A 24,124-nucleotide genomic window follows, 5' to 3' on the forward strand; every position below is an offset into this window, starting at 1 on the left:
CCTAAAATATGAAAATATTTTCTGAAACACCGTTAAAGCTTTCAAAAATCGCTGTTGTACTTTCTTTAACCTCTTTAGTAGGTCTAGTATCTTGTGCAACATTAGAGCCTCAGTACGGTACTAAAAGCGGGGCGTTTTCTCAAGAACGCAATAGCAATCAAAAAATTGTGCATACTTATTATTTGGTTGGAAACTTAAGCCAAGCAAATAATACGGAGGAACAAGAGCATTTAGAAGCTTTTAAACAGATGTTGAGTCAAGAGAGTGATAAGAACTCAACATTAGTATTATTAGGGAATAATACCAAGAAAGGAATGCCAGGTACTTCTTCTAAAAAAAGAAAGAAAGCAGAAGATGGCTTAGTGAGTCACTTGGGGTTATTGGAGAGTAATAAGGGAACGACAGTATTCATTAACGGTGAATCAGATTGGCAAGGTAGTTATGAAGGAATTAAGAATCTAGATAAATATTTAGTCGAAAGAACAGGGAATAAGAAAGCTCTACTTCCTCGTAAAGTATGTGGACTAGAAAGGCTTAAGGTAAATGATGAGACTGTGCTAATCGTGATTGATAGTCAGTGGTACATTGAGAATTGGGATAACCATCCGAATATCAATGAAGACTGTGATATAAAGACGAGAGAAGATTTCTTCGAAGAAGTAAGAGGTGAGATTAATAAGAATCAGAATAAGGTGGTGGTATTAGCGATGTATCACCCTGTATATAGCAATGGTAATCATGGAGGGAAGTTCTCTGTGCAAGATCATTTGTTTCCTTTAGGAGGGAGTGTGCCTCTACCAGTTATAGGCAGTATATACAACTATACTAGACAGATGTCTGGAATCAATCCTCAAGATCTTCAAAGCAAAAAATACAATGAGCTAAATAAGCGCATAAGAACAATCGCGCAAATGTATACAAATGTAGTGATAGCATCAGGTCATGAGCATAATCTACAGTATATAGACAGAGGTGGTGTAAAGCAGATAATAAGTGGAGCGATGAGCAATCTTACGCCTGCTAGAGCGGTTGTAGAAGGAGATTTCTCTGCTGGGGTGTTTGGGTATTCTAAGCTTGAGATTAGAGAAGATAAGAGTGCTAAGCTTTCTTTCTATGGTTATCAAGATGGGGGATATACAGCTTTATATAGCACTGTGATGTTAGATAACTTTGGAGGTGGAAAAGAAAACCGAGATATAGATAATAAAGAGCTTGAACAACAAACAGCACAAGCTAGTGTATATCCTAAACAATGGACAGAAAAGAGTAAGTTCTATCGATTCTTATGGGGGGAGCATTATCGCAATGTATACGGTACACCGATAACGGCGTCTGTAGCAGATTTGACTACTCTAAAAGGAGGACTTACACCTACTATATCTGGAGGAGGTAATCAGTCTATGTCTTTAAGACTAGTAGATAAAGAGGGTAAAGAGTATGTGATGCGTGGTGTGCGTAAGAGTGTGTCTCGTTTTGCACAGACTGCCGTGTTTAAGGATCACTATGTGATGAATGCTTTTGACAATACTTGGACAGAGCGATTTATATATGACTTCTATACGACTTCACATCCATATACACCATTTATACTTGATGGTTTAGCAGATAAGATAGGGATGTATCACACTAATCCAGAGTTGTATTATGTACCTAAGCAGTCTGTCTTAGGTAGGTTTAATGATAACTATGGGGACGAATTGTATATGATTGAGGAGAGACCTTCGTCAGGATATGAGGATGAAGTAAGCTTTGGGAACGTTAGTAATATTATCAGTACAACTGATGTTATTGCGAAGTTGAGAAAAGATGAGAAGTATGAGGTAGATCAGACGGCTTATATGCGTGCTAGAATCTTTGATATGCTTATCGGGGATTGGGATAGACATGGTGACCAGTGGAGATGGTCAGAGTTTACAGAAGGAGATAAAGTTATCTATAGACCAGTACCTAGAGATAGAGATCAGGCTTTTGCTAAGATAGATGGTGCTTTGTTATCATTGATAAAGAAGCTACCACCACTTAGACATATGCAGAATTATACAGAAGACTTCGCTAATCCTAGATGGATTAATAAAACAGCTTTTCCATTAGATCAATACTTGTTAAAAGGTACTTCTTTAGAAGATTGGTTGAGAGAGGCTAAGGATGTTGTAGAGAAGTTAGACGATGAGGCTTTAGACGAGGCGTTTAGTAAATTGCCTCAAGAAGTACTAACAAAAGAGGTAGAAGAAATCAAAAGAATATTCAAAGCAAGACGTAGTAAGATAGATGCTTTCTTGCCGAAATATTATAAACAGTTACGCGAGTATGTCATCTTATCAGGAACTGATAAGAAAGAGATGTTTGATATTGAGAGATTGGCTGAAGGGAATGTTCGTGTAAAACAATATAGAGCTAAAAAGACTGGAGAAGAACTAGTATTCGATAAGGTATATAATGCTACTGAGACTAAAGAGATTTGGGTATATGGACTGAACGATGAGGATACTTTTAAAGTAAGTGGAGATGAGAAAGCGAAGATTAAGATTAGATTAATAGGTGGTAAGAATCAAGACACTTTCTTAGTAGATAATGCTTCTAAAGTAATCGTGTATGATTATGCGGATAAGAAGAATGAAGTAAAGATGGAAGGTTCTAATGGAAGAACAATACTGACTAATAAGTATGACATTAATAACTTTAATTATGAGCGAGTACCTCTTAACTTGAATATGTTATTGCCAAATATTGGTTTTAATCCGGAAGATGGTGTTAAGCTTGGCTTTTTATACAGTTCTACACGTTCTAAGTTTATTCAAGATCCTTATACAGCAAAGCATGTGTTGAAAGGTTTCTACTCTTTTAATACAAAGGGGTTAGAGGCAGAGTATAAAGGGTATTTCCCTAATGCGACTAATGACTGGATGTTTACGATAGGCGGTAGAGCGACTAGTCCTAACTTTGCAGTTAATTACTACGGACTGGGGAATGAAACGTATTATTTTGATAAAGAAAAAGGCAAAGATTATAAGAGAGTACGCATTGAGAGCTATTCTGTTTCTCCTGGGTATAGATATGAAGGAAAACAGGGAGCTAGTTTTGAAGCAAACTTAGAATATGATGCCTTAAAGGTAAAACATCAAACGGATAGATATATCACCGATGATGTAAATGGTGTAGATACTAAGGTTTTTGATTTTCAACAGTATGGAGGTCTTAAGGTAGAGTATAACTATGAGCAGTATAATTATCCTGCTAATCCAACAGTTGGCTTTGGTTTTAATTCAAAACTTGGGTGGAGAATGAATTTAGAGGAGACTAAGCAGAACTTTGCGTATTTAGACCTTAAAGCGAGTTTCTTACACTATATTGATAGAGGTGAAAGATTAGTACTTGCGACTAATTTTACATACCAAACAAGGTTTAATGATAACTACGATTTTTACCACGCAGCCACTATAGGGGGTAATGCTAACTTAAGAGGTTTTAGACCAGAGCGTTTTACAGGAAAGACATCTTTTGTACAAACAACAGATTTAAGATTTAATGCAGGTCAGTTTACAGCAGGGTTTCTTCCTATGAGTTATGGTTTCTATGGAGGCTTCGATTACGGTAGAGTATGGCAGCCAGGGGAGTCTTCTACTAAATGGCATAACTCTTATGGGGCAGGACTGTGGATAAGTGCTGTAGAACAAGCGACTCTACACTGCTCTTTCTTTAACAGTGTAGATGGAGGTCGCTTTGTATTTGGATTAGGGTTTGGGTTTTAATGTACCCAAATCCACTTTATAAATTTTACCACCTTTTTTATCTTTTACCTCGTCAGCTAAATAGATAGTATTGTTGTCTCCAAAAGTCACAGACTCTTTTTGAGAGACGTGGTGTAGTTTGTGCTCACTAATCTTTCCATCCATAATAGCGTTGGGATTAAAACCGTCTATTATCCAAAGTTTAGAATGAGATAGCAGTACAAAAGTCTTCTCGTCTGGACTGATAGCAGCGCCTGTGATAGCACAGTGTTTGTATATATTACATCCATTGAATGTTTGTACATGTTCAGCTTTGTGATGCCCTGCTTGATTAGGTATTTTATATACTAAAGAGGTTCCATCGAAGCCTTTACTTCTATTTTTAGTGAAGATGTAGAAGTTATTATTGTATAAGATAAAAGCTTCTGCGTCATATAATAATTCAGTCTCTTTAGGAGGGAAGGCTTTTTGTTCAGGGTATTCAAATGAGATTACTGCAGCTACCTCTGTCTTATCTTTTTGCAAATCGTCTTTGTTTATCTTTAAGATGCGTAGATCCTTTCTAGTATTCTTATTATTTCCAAAGTCTCCGATATAAAGATTGCCTTCTTTATCTGCAGTTAATTCTTCCCAGTCTATATTCTTTTGGTCTTTTATTTTTAGAGTATGGCTTATTTTACCATCAGCTTTGATTTGATATAACTCATTCTTATTGCCACTATCTTGTAGTGCCCAGAATGAATTAGAAGTAGCATCATAGTATAGCCCTGATACCTCTTTAAGGTTATTCGGAAGTATGATATGATCTTTTGTGATATCACTCTTTTGTCCGCAACTTACTAAGGTCGCTAAAGAGAATAAGGATATTGTAAGTAATGATTTCATAGTGTATTCTTTTATGAATATAAAGTTACTAAATGTGTCTTTATAAAACATAGAATAGACTACTAAATCTAATGCAATAGATATTATAACCAATTTCTTTTAAATAAAGGGAGATTGTAAGACAGAAAAATAACTAAAAATTGAAACTTTAAAGTATATTTGCAAAATATAGGCTAGGTAGATTCTTTAATTAAAAGAATGTAAGAGCCTTAGAATCTAGATTATATGATTATTGAAAGTGGTTTCAATACTTCTAATGGGCATATAATCCAATAAACTTTGATATTACGAAGATGAAGAACATTAGAAACTTTTGTATTATTGCTCATATTGACCATGGTAAAAGTACGTTAGCAGATAGATTACTTGACGCTACACAGACTGTAACTGCTCGTGAGCAACAAGCTCAGCTTTTAGACAGTATGGACTTAGAGCGTGAAAGAGGTATTACTATTAAATCTCACGCTATCCAAATGGAATATACTCATAAAGGAGAGAAATATATACTTAACTTAATTGATACCCCAGGACACGTAGACTTTTCTTATGAAGTTTCTAGGTCTATTGCAGCGTGTGAAGGTGCGTTATTGATTGTTGATGCTGCTCAGAGTATCCAGGCTCAGACTATTTCTAACTTGTATTTAGCATTAGAGAATGATTTAACGATTATTCCTGTATTAAATAAGATTGACTTACCAAGTGCTAATCCAGAAGAAGTAAGCGATGATATCGTTGATTTATTAGGATGTGACTATGAAGAGATTATTCCTGCATCAGGTAAGACAGGATTAGGGGTAGAAGATATCTTGGAAGCTATTATCGAGAGAGTTCCTGCACCTAAAGGGAATCCTGAGGAGCCATTACAAGCTTTAATATTTGACTCTGTATATAACCCATTCCGTGGAATTGAGGTAATCTTTCGTGTGGTTAATGGTACGATTAAGAAAGGTCAGAGGATTAAGTTCATGGCTACTAATAAAGAGTATTTCGCAGATGAGATTGGAACACTTAAATTAAATCAAGTAGCTAAACAAGAGATTAAAACAGGTGACGTAGGTTACTTAATCTCTGGTATTAAAGAAGCAAGAGAAGTAAAAGTAGGAGATACCATCACTGATGCAAAAGAACCTACTCAAAATATGATCGAAGGGTTTGAGAACGTAAAACCAATGGTATTTGCGGGTATCTATCCTGTAGACACAGAAGATTATGAAGAGTTGCGTAACTCTATGGAGAAGTTACAACTTAACGACGCTTCATTAGTATTCGCAGCAGAGAGTTCTGCCGCTTTAGGTTTTGGTTTCCGTTGTGGATTCTTAGGAATGTTACACATGGAGATCATCCAAGAGCGCTTAGAGCGTGAGTTTAACATGACTGTTATTACTACTGTACCTAACGTTTCTTACTTAGCATATACTAAGAAAGAACCTGATACACCTATTATAGTAAATAACCCATCTGACTTACCAGAACCTTCTAAATTAGAAAGAGTAGAAGAACCATATATTAAAGCGACTATTATTACTAAAGCTGACTTCGTTGGACAAGTAATGAGTCTTTGTATTGATAAGCGTGGTATTATCACTAACCAAACTTACCTTACAGAAGATAGAGTTGAGTTAATGTTTGATATGCCATTGGCAGAGATTGTATTTGACTTCTATGATAGATTGAAGACTGTATCTAAAGGATATGCTTCGTTCGATTATTCTCCTATCGGAATGCGTACTTCTAACTTAGTGAAAGTAGACGTAATGCTCAATGCTAACGTAGTGGATGCATTATCAGCATTAATGCACGCTGATAACGCTTATCATATCGGTAAGAAGATGTGTGAGAAATTAAAAGAACTTATCCCACGTCAGCAGTTCGATATTCCTATTCAGGCAGCTATCGGAGTAAAAGTAATTGCTCGTGAAACAGTAAAAGCTCTTCGTAAAGACGTAACAGCTAAGTGTTATGGAGGGGATATCTCTCGTAAACGTAAATTACTTGAAAAACAAAAAGCAGGTAAAAAGCGTATGCGTCAAGTAGGAAACGTAGAAATCCCACAAGAAGCATTTATGGCTGTATTAAAGTTAAATGACTAAATACAGCTTTTAAAATATTTAATGAAAAGACTATCAACATTGGTAGTCTTTTTTTTTGATTTAAAATGTAAATATAACAGACCAATATACGATATGAAAAAAACCTTGTTCATATTCACACTACTTGCATTGGTAGGGTGTAAAGAAACAAAAGAGAAAGAAGTGATTCCTGAGGTTAAACCTTCTACAGAAGAAGTAGTAACTGCGACAGAAGAAGAAAAACCTGCTCTAACAATATATGGTAAGGAAGAAAACATCATTCTAGACATTCTTATTCCTAGATATTACGACAAGGATTTCCACCAAGAAGAATTCAATAAGGTCAATGATAAATGGTTAGCTTTTGAAGAAAAGAAAGGACTTTTTCAAGTTATTAAAGCAGATTATGCCATCAGTGAAGAGATGAATGAGTGTACAGAAAGTGAGCAACTAGGAATCTTCTCTACAGGCCCTGTGGAACCTATTTTTTTCTTAGGTCCCAATGCAATGATCAAGAAAGGCACTAAGACTGCTCTAAACATTAAAGAGCAACCTTTATGGCCTGATGCTCCACAGGAGTATCTATTTAATGGGAAACAGTATATTTTGAGAGCAGAAGGTGAGCAAGTAGATTCTTATGACTATACAGATGATAGTGGTAAGACTAAGAAATATAAGAAGTTTAAAGATTATAAGTTATACCTTACAGTCAATGGAGAGGCAGAACAAGTAATCCTTGATATCCCAAGCTTTAATGACACCTTTGTACAGTTGTTGTTTGTTGGGGATTTAGACGGAGATGGCAACTTAGATTTTGTGTTCGATGCTTCACCTGAATATGAAATACAGTCTGTAGAAGTATATTTATCTAAAGGAGCTCAACATTTTATCTACTTAGCAGGAGCTATATCTGTAGACTTTAGTTGTTAGTAAATGGACTAGTGTATATAAATATAAAAGCCGACTGAGTAATCAATCGGCTTTTTGTTTAAAGGTTATTTGCTTTATTTTTTAGTAAAATCACCAGCGTAAACTGTTGTGAATTTAGAAGGCTGTAAGTACTTCTTAGCAGCGTCGTTCACTTGTTTGACAGTTAGTTTGTCTATCTCAGCATTTAATTTGTCATGCTCTGTAAATGGAGTGTCGTATAACAAGAATAAAGAAGATAAATATATTAAGTATCCATCGCTACCTAGATTTGCTTGTTTTGCATTCTTCCATGAAGATTTGTTAGCAGTTAATTCATCTTCAGTAATACCTGAAGTAATTAATTTATTAAACTCTTCATTCAAAGCTTTTTCTACATCAACGCGTTTAGTAGGGTTCATAAAAGCGTATATAGACCAAGAAGCATTCACGTTTTTAGGATCACTAGGTACACTTAATGAGGTACCTGCACCATAGCTAATTCCTTCTTTTTCGCGTAAGCGTTGAGGGATACGCGCAGTCATAAATCCACCTCCCATTACTTCGTTTGCAAATACTAATGCAGCATAGTCAGGATTTGATTGATTCATCTCAAAGTTTAGTTTACCTATAGCTACAGCATTTTCTTTGTCTGGAGTTTCGAATATTTCTTTTACTTGTTTAGTGTCTATAAACTTAGGATATGCTTTTTCATATTTAGCTTTACTATTAAAGTTACCGAACGTGTTCTCTAATAGCTTATCCACAGCTTCTTTGTCTTTCATACCTATTACTGTAGCAATACCGTTATTGGCACCAAAGAAATTCTTGTGGAAGTCCTTAATTTCCTCTAGTTTAACTTTTTTAATACCATCAATGTTCTCTTGAGTTGATGGAGTATAGAAGATACTTCCTTTTTCTTCTTTCTCTGTTAATTGAGAGATTTTGTTGGAAGCGATAGCTTGAGGATCACTTAGTTGAGACTCTAAATTAGTAATATAGTCTATTTTTAATTTCTCTAATTCTGTTTCAGGGTAGATAGGGTTAGTCAATAAATCTTTAAGAATAACCATCGTTTCTTCTATACTACTTCTGTATGATGATACTCCTATGCTAATATTTTGACCATTAAATCTAACAGATATAGTTGACTTTAATTGATCTAACCTATCTTTTATCTGTTGTTTAGTCATAGTCTTAGTCCCAGCATTCAATAGGTTTGCTGCAAAAGAACCTATGTATTGTTTGTTTAATAAGTCTTTTTGATTACCTACTGGTAGTGTCATACTTATTTGTACTTTCTCCCCTTTGATATCTTTATCTATAATACCATATTTAAGCCCATTTCCAAGTTTAGCAGTAGAATAATTCTTCTGTAAATTAGCAATAGATGCTTCGAATGGTCTTAACTCTTCTGATGCTTCTTTTCCTTTATAGTTCTCTACTAGCGCCTTAATGTCTTTATCTAAGAACTCAGTTGGCTTCACTCTTATTTCATCCTTAGAAGGGATAAACATACCTACTGTACGGTTATTATCTTTAAAGTACTTTTTAGCTACCCTATTGATATCTTCTAGTTTTAAGTTCTCTACATTATCTCTGTACAAATTAGCCAGGCGATAGTCTCCAGCTCCGATAATCTCTGTTAAGTTAATAGCAGTTCGGATAGTATTGTTCTTTAAATCTTCTAGACCTTTTGAGATTCTTGTTTTAGCTCTATCTAAGTCTTCTTGTGTGTACTTGATAGTTTCTATTTTAGCTAAAGCAGTCTTGATATCTTTCAGTGTCTCATTTTGATCTTTATCAAGAGGAATATCAAAGTTAAATAAGATAAAACTTGCATCTCTCACTGTAGGGCTAAAAGAGTATAGTGATGATACCTTCTTAGTCTCTACTAAATCTTTATATAAATATCCAGAGGGGTCATTAGTCAGTATAGATTGTAGTGCTACAAGTGCCGCAAAGTCTTTATCTGCGTATGAAGCAGTGTGGTATAAGGTCTGTATATGCTTAGAATCACCTGCACGTCTTACTTCTACAAATTTCTCACCATCTTGAGCAGGTTCTACAGTTAATATTTCATCTAATACACGTTTAGGTTTAGGAATCACAGAGAAGTAATCTTCTACGTATTTTAATGCTTTAGCCTCATCAAACTTACCAGCTATAAGTAGAGTAGCATTATCAGGTTGATAGTATTTTTCGTAGAATCGTCTTAATTGAGGAGCTTTAACACGTTCGATATCCTCTTTTGACCCGATGGTACTAAGCCCGTAATTATGCCATAAGTAAGCTGTATTAATAGTTCTTTCCATTAATACTCTACTAGGGTTATTCTCTCCTATCTCAAATTCGTTTCGCACTACAGAGAACTCTTTGTCTAAATCAGATTGAAGTATAGTAGCGTTAATCATACGATCTGCTTCCATCTCTAGTGCCCATGCTAGATTCTCATCAGAAGTAGCGAATATCTCATAGTAGTTTGTACGGTCATACCAAGTAGTCCCCTGTGCTTGGCCACCTTTGTCAGAGAGCATTTTTTTGATATCGCCTAGTTTAGTAGTGCTTTTAAAAAGCATGTGCTCTAATAGGTGAGCCATACCTTTCTCTCCATATCCCTCATGTTTAGACCCTACGTTGTACACGATATTAACTATCACATTATTCTGAGTAGCATCAGGAAGTAAGAGTACCTTTAGCCCATTAGACAGTTTGTATTCTTTAATGTCTTCAACAGAGGTTACGAAAGTTGGTTTCTCCTTCTGTTGAGCATGAGCGTAATCTGCAGCACTTATTGTCAATGCAAACATAAGTGTATACATTATTTTTTTCATAAGTCAGTAATTAAGGTTAATTGTCATAAATATATAATATTAATTCTAATAAATTGAACAACTGATATATAGCAGGGTTTTAATCTTTGAATAGTATTATAAAAAGTAAGGCTACCTTTGATAGGTAGCCTTATTTTTAATAATTATGCTTATACTGATCGATATGACCTAATAATGTCTGTTTATCCATATATCCAGATTGTTTCCACAGAAGTTTACCTTTTCTAAAAAGCATTAGTGTAGGTACACCTCTCATCTGGTATTGTGTGCTGTACTGTGTGGTAAGAGCCGTATTCTTATCTACATCTATTTTGATAATAGAGATATCATCCTGTAGCTCTTTTTTTACTTCTTCTAGCACAGGAGCTAGCATCTGGCATGGACCACACCACGTAGCGAAGAAATCAACTAAAGTTAACTGATCTCTATCGATTAACTCTTGAAAATTACTCATTGTATTATTGTTTAGTTGTTGGACATGTTGCTGTACAGCTACCTCCTTCTTGTAATGGGATAGAGGTGTTCTTGATAGCGCCGAAACCTCCGATTACATCGATCATATTGTGGTATCCTCTAGCTTTTAGGATAGAAGACGCGATTAATGAACGGTATCCTCCTGCACAGTGGATAAAGAATTTACCTTCTGTTGGGAAGTCAGCGATATTATCATTGATATAATCTAATGGAGAATGAGTCAAGTTTTTATAGTTGATATGAGCAGAATTGTACTCTCCTGGCTTACGTACATCTACTACCTTGATATCTTCATTCACTATTTTATCAGCTAGTTCTTCTGCTGTTACTTGTTGTACAGTATCGTATTCAAAACCTTCTGTTTTCCAAGTAGAGAATCCTCCTTTTAAGTACCCTAACGTATTGTCATATCCTACACGAGATAGACGAATCACAGCTTCTTCTTCACGTCCTTCTGGAGTGATTAATAAGATAGGTTGTTTAATATCTGTGATTAATGCACCTACCCAAGGAGCGAATTGACCATCTAATCCGATAAAGATAGCTCCTGGTATATGTCCACTAGCGAAGTCTGAAGCAGAACGTACGTCTAATAATAAGGCACCAGACTCTTCTGCTAAAGCTTGGAACTCTTTTGGAGTAAGGGCTTTGTTGTTATTGATGATCGTCTCTACATTCTCATATCCTTCTTTATTTAACTTCACATTTAGTGGGAAGTATGCAGGAGGAGGTAGTAGACCATCTGTTACTTCTTTTACGAACTCTGCTTCTGTCATATCAGCACGTAGTGCATAGTTCGTTTGTTTTTGATCCCCTAGGGTACCAACAGTTTCTTTGCTTAAGTTCTTTCCACAAGCAGACCCAGCACCATGCGCAGGATATACGATAACATCATCTGCTAACGTCATAATCTTCGTGCGTAAGCTATTGTATAGCGTAGCTGCTAATTGCTCTTGAGTCAAGTCAGCCGCTTTCTGAGCTAAGTCAGGACGACCTACATCACCTAAGAATAACGTATCTCCACTGAAGATAGCGTGATCTTTTCCATTCTCATCTTTTAGTAAGTACGTAGTACTCTCCATCGTATGCCCCGGAGTGTGTAATGCTGTGATTGTGATATTTCCTATTTTAAATACCTCTCCATCTGTAGCGATATGTGCCTTAAACGTTGGGTTAGCATTTGGTCCGTATACGATAGGAGCATTTGTTTTCTCAGCTAATGTAACGTGTCCACTCACGAAGTCTGCGTGGAAGTGTGTTTCGAAGATATATTTAATCGTCGCATTATCTTTAGCCGCTCTGTCTAAGTAAGGCTGTACCTCTCTTAGTGGATCGATGATAGCAACTTCTCCGTTGCTCTCTATATAGTAAGCTCCTTGAGCTAAACATCCTGTATAAATTTGTTCTATTTTCATATTGTAGTTTATTTCTTTGTTTGTAGTAAAAGTAAGAAGATGTTTTTAAAATGACAGTAACTTAGGTTACAAACTATAAAAACACTTCCTTAATTAGGATATAAATAGCCATGATTAGTACGAAATAACCAAAGCACTTTTTTAAATTTTTATCAGGAACGTACTTTGTTAAATAGATACCGATGAAGATCCCTACCATAGATATCCCGCTAAAAGTAAGTAGCATCGCCCAGTCCATAGCGGTATGACCTAGATCGCCTAAGAATCCTATTAAGGACTGTATAGCGATAATGCATAATGAGGTGCCGACAGCTTGTCTCATAGGCATTTTGGCAAATAAGACTAAAGCGGGAATGATTAAGAATCCTCCTCCAGCACCTACTGTACCTGCTAGCAGTCCGATCAAGATGCCTTGTAATACTAGCCCTGATAAGGCTGGCTTAGTATCTATTACCTCTATTTCTTTTTTTGGTCTGATCATTTTAGTTGCCGAAGTGAACATCACTAAGGCAAATAAGACCATCAGCACAATATTCTTATCTATACTCCAGCTACCGATGGATATTACATCTGGTACAAGTGGGAGTAAGTAGGCTCTCGTGATATATACTGTGATGACAGAGGGTATCCCGAAGAGCAATACTGTTTTTAGATCTACTTTTTTGTCTATATAGTTTTTTATACCACCTACTAGAGAAGTAGATCCTACTATGAATAGTGAGTATGCTGTAGCTACGAAGGGCTCTACCTTCATGATATACACGAGGATAGGTACGGTGAGTATAGATCCACCACTACCGATAAGGCCTAGTGATATCCCGATAAGTAAGGCTAGTGCATACCCTATTAATGCTGTATAATCCATATCTGTACTTAAGGCTTAAGTAGCTCGATATATTTTCTATTGAGCTGTATAATACCTTCGTTTTCTAAAGTTTTTAGTATTCTAGAGATCACTACTCTAGAGGTATTTAGTTCGTCAGCTAATTCTTGATGTGTATTGTTGATAAAGCGACTGTTGTATATCTTCGCTTTACTTCTCAGTAAGTTACATAGACGTTCTTCCATATTCATGAAGGCAAGACTATCTATAGCAGTTAGCATTTCGTTCATACGGTTGTTATAACTGTTGAGTACGAAGTTGCGCCAACTCTTATATTTTACCAGCCATTCATCCATTTTTCCTACAGGAACTAAGACTACACTACCATCGCGTTCTGCTATAGAGCGCACCTGACTCTTCGTCTCACCTAAGCAGCAGGTCAGTGTCATCGCGCAGGTATCTCCTTCTTCTATATAGTATAGGACTATCTCTCCCTCTCGCTGATCTTCTCTGATGATTTTGATAGCACCTTCTAGGAGTAGAGGAATCTTCTTAATGTATTCTCCTATCTCCATCAACTTTTCTCCTTCTTTAAAGTCTTTTATAGTAGATACTTCTATGATTTCTTCTAATAACTTCTCCTCGAAGGTAGAGCGGTACTTGTTTCGTATGATATGTTCCATAAAAGAATAAACAAATGAATTAATGGTTCTAAGTTACTTTATCGTGACAATATATCAAAAGTATTAGTTCCTTTAATCCATATTGTTTATTAATGAGGAAGCCATCTTCTGATCAATCCATAGAACCAAGTCCCTAATAATGCTCCGATGATGGCAATCAAAATAGGTAAAAAGCCTGCTCCAAATAAGGCAAACATAGGTCCGGGACAAGCTCCTCCTAATGCCCATCCTAACCCGAAAAAGATTCCTCCTATCAGATAGCGTGGTACACTCTTCTCTTTTGGGGTGAACTCTATCGGGTTACCAGAGAAGTCTTTGATATTCTTTTTCTTGATAATATAGGTTGCGATAACAGCGATTGTTAACGCAGTTCCCATAATACCATACATGTGGAAGCTGTCGAATTGAAACATTTCATATATTCTGAACCACGATGCCGCGCCAGACTTAAACATCCCTATCCCGAAAAGCATTCCGACTAATAAATAGGCTAATTTTTTCATTGTATCTTATTGATATAAATATTGTTAATCACTTGTGTTAGAAAATAAAAGGGAACAGTAGGTGTACCATAATTAACCCTCCTATAAAGAAACCAATTACAGCTATCAAGGAAGGCAATTGTAGATTACTCAACCCACTGATTGCATGTCCTGAAGTACATCCTCCTGCATATCTAGAACCAAACCCTACGAAGAACCCTGCTAATAATAGTAGTCCGATAGATTTAATAGAACCGAATACTTCATTAGAGAATAGCTCTGTCGGTATATATGCCTTGCCAGCACTTTCTATACCTAGTGTATGTAGCTTCTCTATCGTCTGATCGGCTAGTGGTATCGCTGCTGGCTCTACACTCAAGAAGTGGTATGCGATGAACCCTCCTAGGATAGTACCTACTAAGAAAAGTAAGTTCCACGTCTGAGCTTTCCAGTTAAAGCAGAAGAAATCACAACTCTTACCTGCTCCCATCATCGAGCACATGGTGCGTAGATTAGAGGAAAACCCAAAAGATTTGCCCATTAATAAAAGTAATATAAGTGTAGTAGCGATGAATAAACCTCCTACATACCAAGGCCATGGGCCATATATCCATTCCATAACATTTAATTTAATAAGACAAAGTTCTCGATTAAAATCGAGAAGAAATGTAACCTAGGATACACAGCACTTCTTTTTTGTTAGTACACCATTTATATTGAAAGATGATTGGATATAGGAATGTAAGTGAAAATTAATACTACGTAATACTGTGATAAGAGGAGAATACTGGGTGTATAAAAGGTGTATTGTTGGAGAAAAGTGCTTCTATGTCCATCATTCTCGGGGTATTGTCCATGTATTGTCGAAGGAAATGCCTCTAAAGCCTTATTTTACTAAGTATAAGGGGAGTATTGTGATTGAGGTGGTATAGGGGTGTTTTAGGGTTATTGTATTGATAATTAGTGTATTGTTGTTTTTTTGGTGGTAAAAAAAGTAAATTGTTTTTTTAGAAAAATTGTTCTTATAGATGGTTTTTGAGGTAATTTTTTTAAAAAAGAAGGTGTTGAAAGAGAATTTTGGGTATAAATAGGAACTTATTTATGCTGAAAACAAAAAAAAGAAATTCCTTTTTTTGAAAGGATAGATTTAGATCTGAATAGAATTTTAAACAGAATAGTAGCAAAAGTTTGTGAGAGTTTATTAGTCGATATGAGTGGTTTTTAGTAGTTTTATAGAACTTAAAAAATAGAACCCAAAACTTAAAAATAGATATACTTATGAAAAATACAAAGCACAACGTTGTATTTCAATTAAACACAGACAACATTAACGAACAGAATGCACTAATGACTTATGTATCTAATGTTAGAAATCACTGGAAAGAGGATGTAACGATACAAGTAGTCGTGCATGGGCCTGGTATCGGAATGCTTAGAAAAAGCAAGACGATGGTAGGAGAACCTCTTAAGGCAGTGATGCAAAAAGGTATACAATTCTTTGCGTGTGAGAATACAATCAATGCTCGCAAAATAGATAAATCAGATATTATCGAGAATGTAGGATTCGTACCTTCAGGATTAGTTTATATTATCGAAAAACAAGAAGAAGGGTGGTCTTATATAAAATGTAATTTTTAAGATTTTATATAGATAGAGAGTGGTATGACTCTCTTTACCTTTGTGTATCAAATAAGGCAAAATAATGAAATTTAATACGGATGCGTTCTGTTCATTCATTGGAGCAGACATTATAGGAAACAGTAAGAGTGAATATGTAGATATTTCGAATATATCCGTAGACAGTAGGTCATTGCAGAATGATCAACACACTTTATTTTTTGCATTAAAAGGAGGTAATCATGATGGTCATGATTATATCGAAGAATTGGTAAATAAAGGAGTCAGATATATCGTCATCTCTGACCAGACTAAGGTACGTCCTATAGAAGGAGTACTTTTCTTTAAAGTAAATAATACATTAGCTGCACTTCAGGGTGCGGCTATTTTTCATAGAGATCGTTTTGATTTTCCAGTTATCGGAATTACAGGTAGTAAAGGAAAGACGGTAGTAAAAGAATGGCTTAACTATCTACTGAGCGAAGAGTATAAGATCATCAAGAGCCCTAAGAGTTATAATTCTCAGACGGGTGTGCCACTATCTGTATTTGGGATAGAGGAGAAGCACAACTTAGGTATCTTCGAAGTTGGAATATCTACTGTGGGTGAAATGGAGAGACTTGCTAAGGTGGTCAAGCCTACTATAGGTGTTTTTACAGCACTTACAGAAGAGCATGGAGAAGGTTTTCGCTCATTAGAAGAAAAAGTGAGTGAGAAAGCTAAACTATTCCAGGATGCTGAGGTAGTTATTTGTGAGCAGAATGAGTTGTTATTACAATATTTTAGTTCTGTTGCTTCTGTATATACTTGGAGTCTGACAGATACGTCAGCGAATGTCTATGGACAGCTTTATTCCTCTAGTCTTACTGTATCTATTGATCAAGGTGATTCGTACTCAGTAGAACTTCCATTCACAGATGATAGTTCTGTGCGTAATATAATGACTTGTATTAGTACGATGTCTTACTTAGGGTATGACTTAGAGAAGATAGCACAGCGTATCCAAGGACTCTATCCAGTAGAACTGCGTATGCAGGTAAAGAATGGTGTGAATAACTGTACGATAATAGATGATGCGTATAATGCAGATTATCAGTCACTATCTATCGCTCTTGACTTTCTAGAGAAGCATAAGGTGAGTGCGTCTAAGACTGTGATACTATCAGATATGTTTAAGAGTGGGTATGAGGAGGAGGAGATATATGGTCAGCTAAAAGAGCTGTTGTCTACACATCAGATAACTCGTGTGATCGGTATAGGAGAGCATATAAGTAAGTATCTAATCGGGACGACGAACACTTATCTATATAGAGACACTGAAGAGTTCTTACAGAAAGTATCTGTAGAGGATTTTAGTGATGAGAATATCTTAGTCAAAGGGGCTAGAGGATTCCGCTTTGACAGAATCGTCACGATGCTAGAGAAGAAAACGCATGAGACTGTACTAGAAGTTAATCTTACTGCGATGTGTCACAACCTTAATTTCTACCGTTCAAAGCTAAAGCCAGAGACTAAAGTGATGGTCATGGTGAAGGCATTCGGATATGGTAATGGTAGCTATGAAGTAGCGAAATTATTAGCTCATGAGAAGGTAGATTATCTAGGAGTAGCTTTTGCAGATGAGGGAATAGAATTGCGCAAGGCTGGTGTGAATACTAAGATTATCGTGATGAATCCTGAGATTAATGCATTCTCAGCGATGATAGCGTATGATCTAGAGCCAGAGGTGTACTCTGTACGTGAGCTTAATGCATTCTTAAAAGTAGCTAGAGAACGCAACTGCTATGAATATCCTATCCATATCAAGCTGGATACGGGTATGCATAGACATGGTTTTTTGACTGAAGATCTAGACGAGTTAATAGAAGTGCTTAGACATACTAATGTGGTCGAAGTCAAATCTATATTCTCACATCTATCATCAAGTGATATGCCTGAATATACAGACTTTACACTTGGACAGATAGAGATGTTTACAGATAACTCAGATAAACTAATACAAGAATTAGGGATTAACCCAATACGTCATATTCTGAATACATCCGGTATTTTTAACTTTTCGGAGCATCAGTTTGATATGGTTCGATTGGGAATAGGATTGTATGGAGTTGGTAATGATAGAGAAGAAATGCAACAATTGGCTAATGTTAGTACGCTTAAAACTCGCATTATGCAAATCAAAGAAATCAAAGATAAAGACAGTGTAGGATACGGTCGGAGATTTCGCGCAGAAGGTAAAACACGTATCGCCACTGTGCCCATAGGATATGCTGATGGAGTACATCGCTCATGGGGACCTGTGGGCTATGTCTTAGTAAATGGGCAAAAAGCAGAGATCACAGGATCTATCTGTATGGATATGTTAATGATCAATGTAACAGAAATAAAATGCCAAGAAAATGATGAGGTTGTTATTTTTGGTAAAGACCTGCCAGTCACTATTATAGCAGATAAAATAAAAACAATACCATATGAGATTTTAACGAGTATTGCACTTCGCGTTAAAAGAATTTTTTTTATAGAGTAAAAAAGTTATATTTTTAACTATTCAAAACTTAAACAATAAAGACTATGGGATTTGTAAAAGAATTTAAAGAATTCGCTGTCAAAGGCAATGTAATGGACCTAGCGGTAGGGGTAATCATCGGGGGAGCATTCGGTAAAATTGTAACGAGTGTTGTAAACGATGTTATTATGCCATTAGTATCTGCTATCATCGGAACACCTGATTTCACTAATATGTATGTAGTGTTAAAAGGAGATGCACCTGATGGGGCACCTCTAGCAGCAGCAAGAGGAATAGACGGTAATGTTGTATTTGCTTATGGTAGCTTTATTACAGAGGTAATCAACTTTACATTGTTAGCTCTATGTGTATTCCTTTTAGTAAAAGGAGTTAACTCATTAAGAAAGAAAGAGGAGGCTGCACCAGAAGCACCTGCAGGACCACCAGCACCTACTCAAGAGGATCTTTTAGCAGAAATCAGAGATTTGTTAAAGAAACAATAATATTATGACTGTGGTTTCTTAAAATCGCTTTGTGATAATAAAAAAGGGTATACTTTATGTATACCCTTTTTTATTTACCTTATCTGACATAGTAGTTAATATAAATAAATTATAGTGTGTAATTTTTATTAAATATATTTAAAAGTTTATATTATTTAATAAATAGTGTATTATGATGATAATTTGATAAAAATCACATTACCTCTAGTTTTTGATAATATTATGTTATTTATTTGTTAATGATAAATTAATTAATAGTTAACAAGTATGAAGAAAGGTTTACTTAAATTCTTTTTCTTCTCATTAGCACTTACAGTTACTGGAAGTGTGTATGCGCAAGAAAAGGTAATTAAAGGAAGAGTTGTGGCTTCTGATGATGGTTCATCATTGCCTGGCGCTACTATATTTGTCAAAGGTACTAAAGAGGGAGTACAGACAGATATAGATGGAAATTACTCTATTAAGGTAAATGGTAAGGACGCCGTTCTTGTGTTTGAATTCATGGGATTCAATTCAGCAGAGAAGAAAGTCGGAGAGCTAGCAGTTATCAATGTTTCTTTAGGAGAAGCAACGGAGATGATTGACGAAGTAGTGATTAATACAGGGTATCAGACTATTACTAAACGTAAGGAGGCTGGAGCTGTAAGTCGTATCGAAGCGAAAGATCTGAAGGTAGATGGGGTAGCGGATGTGAGTAGAATGATCGAAGGTAAGGTAGCAGGGGTAACTATACAAAACCCTTCAGGTACTTTCGGAGCTGCTCCTAAAATTACTATTCGTGGAGCTTCTTCTATTATGGGAGATACTAAACCACTATGGGTAATTGATGGTGTAGTACAGGAAGATATTGTGAACGTATCATTTGAGCAGTTAGCTTCAGGTAACTCAGAGTCTATTTTAAGTTCTGCTTTGTCTGGAATTAATGCGGATGATGTATTGAGTATTGACGTACTTAAGGATGCTTCTGCGACGGCTATTTATGGATCTCGTGCCATGAATGGGGTAGTGGTGATCACTACTAAATCTGGTAGAAGAGATACGCCTATGTCTATTAGCTATACGATGGAGAATACACTGCGTCCTATACCTCAGTACAATCAATATGATGTGATGAATTCACAAGATAATATGATGGCGTATAGAGAGCTTCAGAATAAAGGCTATTTAGATTATGCTTCTATGTTATATGGGAGACATAGTGGAGCATACGGAATTATGTATCGTGCTATGAATGAATTTGATCCTGTGCATAATCAATATGGGGTGCATAATGGGGAAGCTGCACAAAATAAGTTTTTACAAACTTATGAAAAAGCAAATACAAATTGGTTTAAAGAATTATTTAGGCCTTCTATTGTACAACAACATTCATTAAGTTTTAATGGAGGAGGAAAAAATAATGCCTATTTTGCCTCTATTGGTTACTTAGCTGATTCAGGATGGTCTATTGCTGATAAAGTACACCGTCTGACATTGAACCTAAAGAATACATTCTTTGTAAATGATAAGTTAAAAATATCGTTATCATCTATTGCTTCAGTACGTGATCAGAAAGCACCAGGGGCTTATGATGCAGAAAAAGATGTAGTAAATGGATCTGTAAAACGTGATTTTGACATTAATCCATTTAGTTATGCTTTAAATACAACTAGAACGTTACGCCCTTATGATGACAATGGAAACTATGAGTACTATAGAAGTAACTGGGCTCCATTTAATATCATGAATGAGTTAGACAATAACTATATGGATATTGATGTAAAAGATATTCGTTTTCAATTGGATTTAGATTATAAGTTATTACCTAACTTAACGTATAATTTAAGTGGATCTGCTCGCTATGCAACTACAAAACGTGTGCATAATGTGACTCAGGATTCAAATGTGATAGGTGCTTATAATGCAGATAAGTCAACAGTAGAACGCGATCAAAATATCTTTTTATATAGAGATCCTGATCAAAAAGAAGTTCCTCCAATGCCTATTATGACAAATTCAGGGCTAAAGAGAACATTTACGAATGATATGACATCTTTCTTATTGAGAAACAGCTTTACTTATGACAATGTGTTTAACGATTTACATGAATTAGATGTTTTCGGAGGTACAGAGATGAGAGTAGTAAACCGTGATAAAGATTATTTCTTAGCTCAAGGAGTTCAATTTGACAAGGGTTTAACTACTTATCCAGAGTTATTAGCAATGCGTAAATTGTTAGAGCAAGGGGGAGAGTATTTTACTTATGGTGAAGAGAAAGAAAGAACAGTAGCCTTCTTTGCTAGAGCAGCTTATACCTATGATAGACGTTATACAGTGGCTTTAACAGGGCGTTACGATGGGTCAAATAGACAAGGAGATACAGGTTCTTCTAGATGGTTACCAACTTGGACTGCTTCAGGAAAGTGGAATATCTCTAGTGAAAAGTTTATGGAGAACTCACATACGGTGAGTAATTTAGCATTACGTGCTTCTTATGGATTAACTGCTACATCTGGACCAGCAACGAATTCTTTAGCAATCTATAGACCATATGTTACGCCTAGACCTGATTTGAATACTATAGAGAATGGTATTTCTATTAAGGATCTTCAAAATACAGAGCTAACATGGGAAAAACAACATGAAGCAAATATTGGTATTGACTTAGGTTTATGGAATAATAGAGTGCAGTTAGTAGTAGATGCCTACCAAAGGAATGCTTTTGACTTAATTGATTATGTACGTACATCAGGTGTAGGTGGTCAAAATGTTAAGTTAGGTAATAATGCAGATATGCGTACTAGAGGTATTGAGTTCGGTATTACGACTACTAATATTAAAACACCTGAGTTTAGCTGGTCTACTACATTGAACGGATCTTACTACAATCAAGAAGTTACTAGGTTACAAAATACTCCTCGTGTGATTGATTTAGTACAAGGATTTAATGGTAACGTAGTAGGAAGACCTCGTAATGCTTTATATTCTTATCAATTTACAGGGCTAGATTATAGAGGATTACCAACTTTTTTACAAGCACCTGGTCAAACAGATGTAATTGGTGGAGCTAATTTTCAAGATACCAATAATCCAACAGGTTATTTAAAATATGAAGGATCGATTGAACCAAATAAGACTTTAGGGTTAACGAATACATTCACTTATAAAAATTGGAGTTTAAATTTCTTGATTGTAGCATCAGGAGGAAATAAAATTCGTTTATATCCATCTTATGCAGCTAGATATAGTGATACAGATGTATTTAGTAAGTCATTTGAAGATCGTTGGATTAATCCAGGTGATGAGAATATTACTAATGTACCTGTTATACCTGATAATACCCTTGTAAGTGTGTTAGGAAGTAGAGTCATGGAAAGAGCTTATAATACTTATAATTATTCTTCAGAGCGTGTAGCTGATGGTGGATTTGTGAGATTAAAGAACGTTTCATTGACTTATGAATTCCCTGATCATTTCAAACGCTCTATGAAAATGTCTAATTTCTCATTGCGTTTTAATGCAACTAACCCATGGTTAATCTATGCAGATAAAAAGCTTAATGGAGAAGATCCAGAATTTTACAGAACAGGAGGGGTAGCTATGCCACAAACAAGTCAATACACATTGACACTTAATGTTGGTTTTTAAATTTTAGATTATTATGAACAGAGTAAAGATATTAGTAGGATTATTAATCTTGGCAACTGCTACAGTAGGCTGTAGTGACTTTCTTTCAGAAGTGCCAGATAATAGAACTCAAATAGATACACCTAAAAAGGTGGGAGAATTATTGGTAGGAGCTTATCCAAATACTAGTCATGCTGAATTTGCTGAACAGATGAGTGATAATGTTGTTGATAGTGGGCGTTTGCATTTTACTTCTTTGCAAACAGAACAAAATTATCAATGGTTACCTGCTACAGAGGAAGATATAGATTCTCAATATGCTTTTTGGATGGATAGTTATAAAGCGATTGCTAGTGCTAATAAGGCTTTGGAGGCTTTAGAAGAAATGCAGAAAGAATATGCTAATAAACCTTCATCTAATTATGGATTAAAACAGTTGAGAGCAGAGGCTTTATTAGCTCGTGCTTATAATCATTTTATGCTTGTAAATTTATGGGCGAAAAGTTATAATCCAGCTACAGCAGAAAGTGATTTAGGAGTACCTTATGTTACTACTGTTGAAACACAGTTAAAACAAGAGTATAAAAGACATAGTGTCGCTGAAGTTTATAAATTCATAGAACAGGATTTATTAGAAGGTCTTGAAGGAATAAAAGGAGCGTCATATAGTAGCCCTGAAATTGCTAAGTATCATTTTACAGAGGCTTCAGCTAAAGCTTTTGCAGCTCGTTTTTATTTGTTTAAGGGAGATTATGCTAAAACAATAGAGTACTCTAATCAGCTTGGAAATGTGCCAGTTGGTAAACTTAGAGATGTTTATGATTCTAGAAAGTGGGATGATAAACAGAATAATAGAGAATTTGCTAAAACAGATAAAGTAACTAACTTATTAGTTGCTAATTCAGAATCAATAAAAGGTAGAAGCCAACATACAACACGCTTTGTATTAACATCTGCTGTAGCTAGTAGAGATAAAGGATTATTTACTGCTGATGCAAACCCATTAGGAATAACGTGGAATTATCCTAGTGCTACTTATCAGAATAATGATGTGTATTATGTTCCTAAATTCTATGAGTATTTTAAAATCAAAGACTTTACGAATATGACGGGTAATCCATATGTTGCTTTTGTGCTGTTTTCTAATGATATGTTATATTTAGATCGTATGGAAGCATTTGTGATGGAGGATAGAATTGATGAGGCTTTAAAAATGTATTCTTACTTAGTGTTAAGTCGCTCTTTGATTAAACCAGAGTTGAAACCAGAGGATTTATTAGATGTTATGGAGTATGAGTATGTGGAAGAATTATTTCCATATGTTCCAGGAAAATATACTCCTTTAAAAACTATTAATGAGAAACAAGCAGTAATGCTTGAAGCTGTAGCTGATATGAGAAGAAGAGAAGGTTTTGAAGAAGGATATCGTTGGTTTGATATTAGAAGATTTGGTTTGGAAGTAAAACATCAAATGGTAGGAGGTCCTGAAATTATTCTTAAAAAAGGAGATCTAAGATATCAATTACAAATTCCTCAAGTTGCAATAGATAATGGAATCCAAGCTAATCCAAGATAAACCTTAAAAAAGAAAGA

15 protein-coding genes and 1 pseudogene are annotated in these 24,124 nt (G+C 35.5%); 8 read left to right on the plus strand and 8 right to left on the minus strand.

Features of this window, described 5'->3' with window-relative positions; all coding sequences use genetic code 11:
* Positions 1 to 8: 8 nt before the first annotated feature.
* Positions 9 to 3,749, plus strand: a complete 3,741-nt coding sequence (locus MODO_RS06375; protein ID WP_006259775.1) for a BamA/TamA family outer membrane protein — start codon at positions 9 to 11, stop codon at positions 3,747 to 3,749.
* On the opposite strand, the gene MODO_RS06380 is transcribed toward MODO_RS06375, so the two are convergent.
* Entirely contained in the window at positions 3,732 to 4,613 is an 882-nt protein-coding gene (locus tag MODO_RS06380; protein ID WP_006259774.1) for an esterase-like activity of phytase family protein, read from the minus strand. The genes MODO_RS06375 and MODO_RS06380 overlap by 18 nt on opposite strands.
* Before the next feature lie 293 nt (positions 4,614 to 4,906).
* On the opposite strand from MODO_RS06380, the gene lepA reads away from it, so the two are divergent.
* Positions 4,907 to 6,703, plus strand: a complete 1,797-nt coding sequence (lepA, locus tag MODO_RS06385; RefSeq protein WP_006259773.1) for a translation elongation factor 4 — start codon at positions 4,907 to 4,909, stop codon at positions 6,701 to 6,703.
* Positions 6,704 to 6,796: 93 nt separating this feature from the next.
* Entirely contained in the window at positions 6,797 to 7,612 is an 816-nt protein-coding gene (locus MODO_RS06390; protein ID WP_230486179.1) for a hypothetical protein, read from the plus strand.
* Positions 7,613 to 7,686: 74 nt separating this feature from the next.
* Here the strand turns inward: MODO_RS06390 and MODO_RS06395 are convergent, their stop codons facing one another.
* The 7 genes and pseudogenes from MODO_RS06395 to MODO_RS06425 form a co-directional block, all read right to left on the minus strand.
* The gene (locus MODO_RS06395) at positions 7,687 to 10,422 is read right to left on the minus strand and encodes a M16 family metallopeptidase (protein WP_039328636.1); all 2,736 of its coding nucleotides are present in this window, start codon (positions 10,420 to 10,422) and stop codon (positions 7,687 to 7,689) included.
* 136 nt (positions 10,423 to 10,558) lie between these two features.
* Positions 10,559 to 10,888: pseudogene (gene trxA / locus MODO_RS06400) on the minus strand (thioredoxin); the annotation flags it as partial.
* Entirely contained in the window at positions 10,881 to 12,311 is a 1,431-nt protein-coding gene (locus tag MODO_RS06405) for an MBL fold metallo-hydrolase (RefSeq protein ID WP_006259769.1), read from the minus strand. The pseudogene trxA and the gene MODO_RS06405, both read right to left, overlap by 8 nt.
* A gap of 73 nt (positions 12,312 to 12,384) precedes the next feature.
* Entirely contained in the window at positions 12,385 to 13,176 is a 792-nt protein-coding gene (locus tag MODO_RS06410; protein WP_006259768.1) for a sulfite exporter TauE/SafE family protein, read from the minus strand.
* Positions 13,177 to 13,184: 8 nt separating this feature from the next.
* Positions 13,185 to 13,817 carry a Crp/Fnr family transcriptional regulator gene (locus MODO_RS06415; protein WP_006259767.1) on the minus strand — a complete coding sequence of 211 codons (633 nt, stop codon included), beginning with the start codon at positions 13,815 to 13,817 and terminating at the stop codon, positions 13,185 to 13,187.
* A gap of 89 nt (positions 13,818 to 13,906) precedes the next feature.
* Complete coding sequence (locus MODO_RS06420; RefSeq protein WP_006259766.1) at positions 13,907 to 14,320, minus strand: DUF6691 family protein; 414 nt, start codon at positions 14,318 to 14,320, stop codon at positions 13,907 to 13,909.
* Between the two features lie 37 nt (positions 14,321 to 14,357).
* The gene (locus MODO_RS06425; protein WP_006259765.1) at positions 14,358 to 14,918 is read right to left on the minus strand and encodes a YeeE/YedE family protein; all 561 of its coding nucleotides are present in this window, start codon (positions 14,916 to 14,918) and stop codon (positions 14,358 to 14,360) included.
* 659 nt (positions 14,919 to 15,577) lie between these two features.
* Here MODO_RS06425 and MODO_RS06430 point away from each other — a divergent pair.
* The 5 genes from MODO_RS06430 to MODO_RS06450 all read left to right on the plus strand — a co-directional run bounded on the left by MODO_RS06430 (position 15,578) and on the right by MODO_RS06450 (position 24,107).
* Entirely contained in the window at positions 15,578 to 15,937 is a 360-nt protein-coding gene (locus tag MODO_RS06430; RefSeq protein WP_006259764.1) for a DsrE family protein, read from the plus strand.
* A gap of 64 nt (positions 15,938 to 16,001) precedes the next feature.
* On the plus strand, positions 16,002 to 18,443 hold the full coding sequence (locus MODO_RS06435; RefSeq protein ID WP_006259763.1) for a bifunctional UDP-N-acetylmuramoyl-tripeptide:D-alanyl-D-alanine ligase/alanine racemase: 2,442 nt from the start codon (positions 16,002 to 16,004) through the stop codon (positions 18,441 to 18,443).
* Positions 18,444 to 18,487: 44 nt separating this feature from the next.
* Complete coding sequence (mscL, locus tag MODO_RS06440; protein ID WP_006259762.1) at positions 18,488 to 18,925, plus strand: large conductance mechanosensitive channel protein MscL; 438 nt, start codon at positions 18,488 to 18,490, stop codon at positions 18,923 to 18,925.
* Positions 18,926 to 19,192: 267 nt separating this feature from the next.
* Complete coding sequence (locus MODO_RS06445) at positions 19,193 to 22,552, plus strand: SusC/RagA family TonB-linked outer membrane protein (RefSeq protein ID WP_006259761.1); 3,360 nt, start codon at positions 19,193 to 19,195, stop codon at positions 22,550 to 22,552.
* 13 nt (positions 22,553 to 22,565) lie between these two features.
* Positions 22,566 to 24,107 (plus strand): RagB/SusD family nutrient uptake outer membrane protein, encoded by a 1,542-nt coding sequence (locus tag MODO_RS06450; protein WP_006259760.1) that lies wholly within the window; start codon positions 22,566 to 22,568, stop codon positions 24,105 to 24,107.
* Positions 24,108 to 24,124 lie beyond the last annotated feature (17 nt).

Source organism: Myroides odoratimimus (assembly GCF_001485415.1).
Lineage (GTDB): Bacteria > Bacteroidota > Bacteroidia > Flavobacteriales > Flavobacteriaceae > Flavobacterium > Flavobacterium odoratimimum.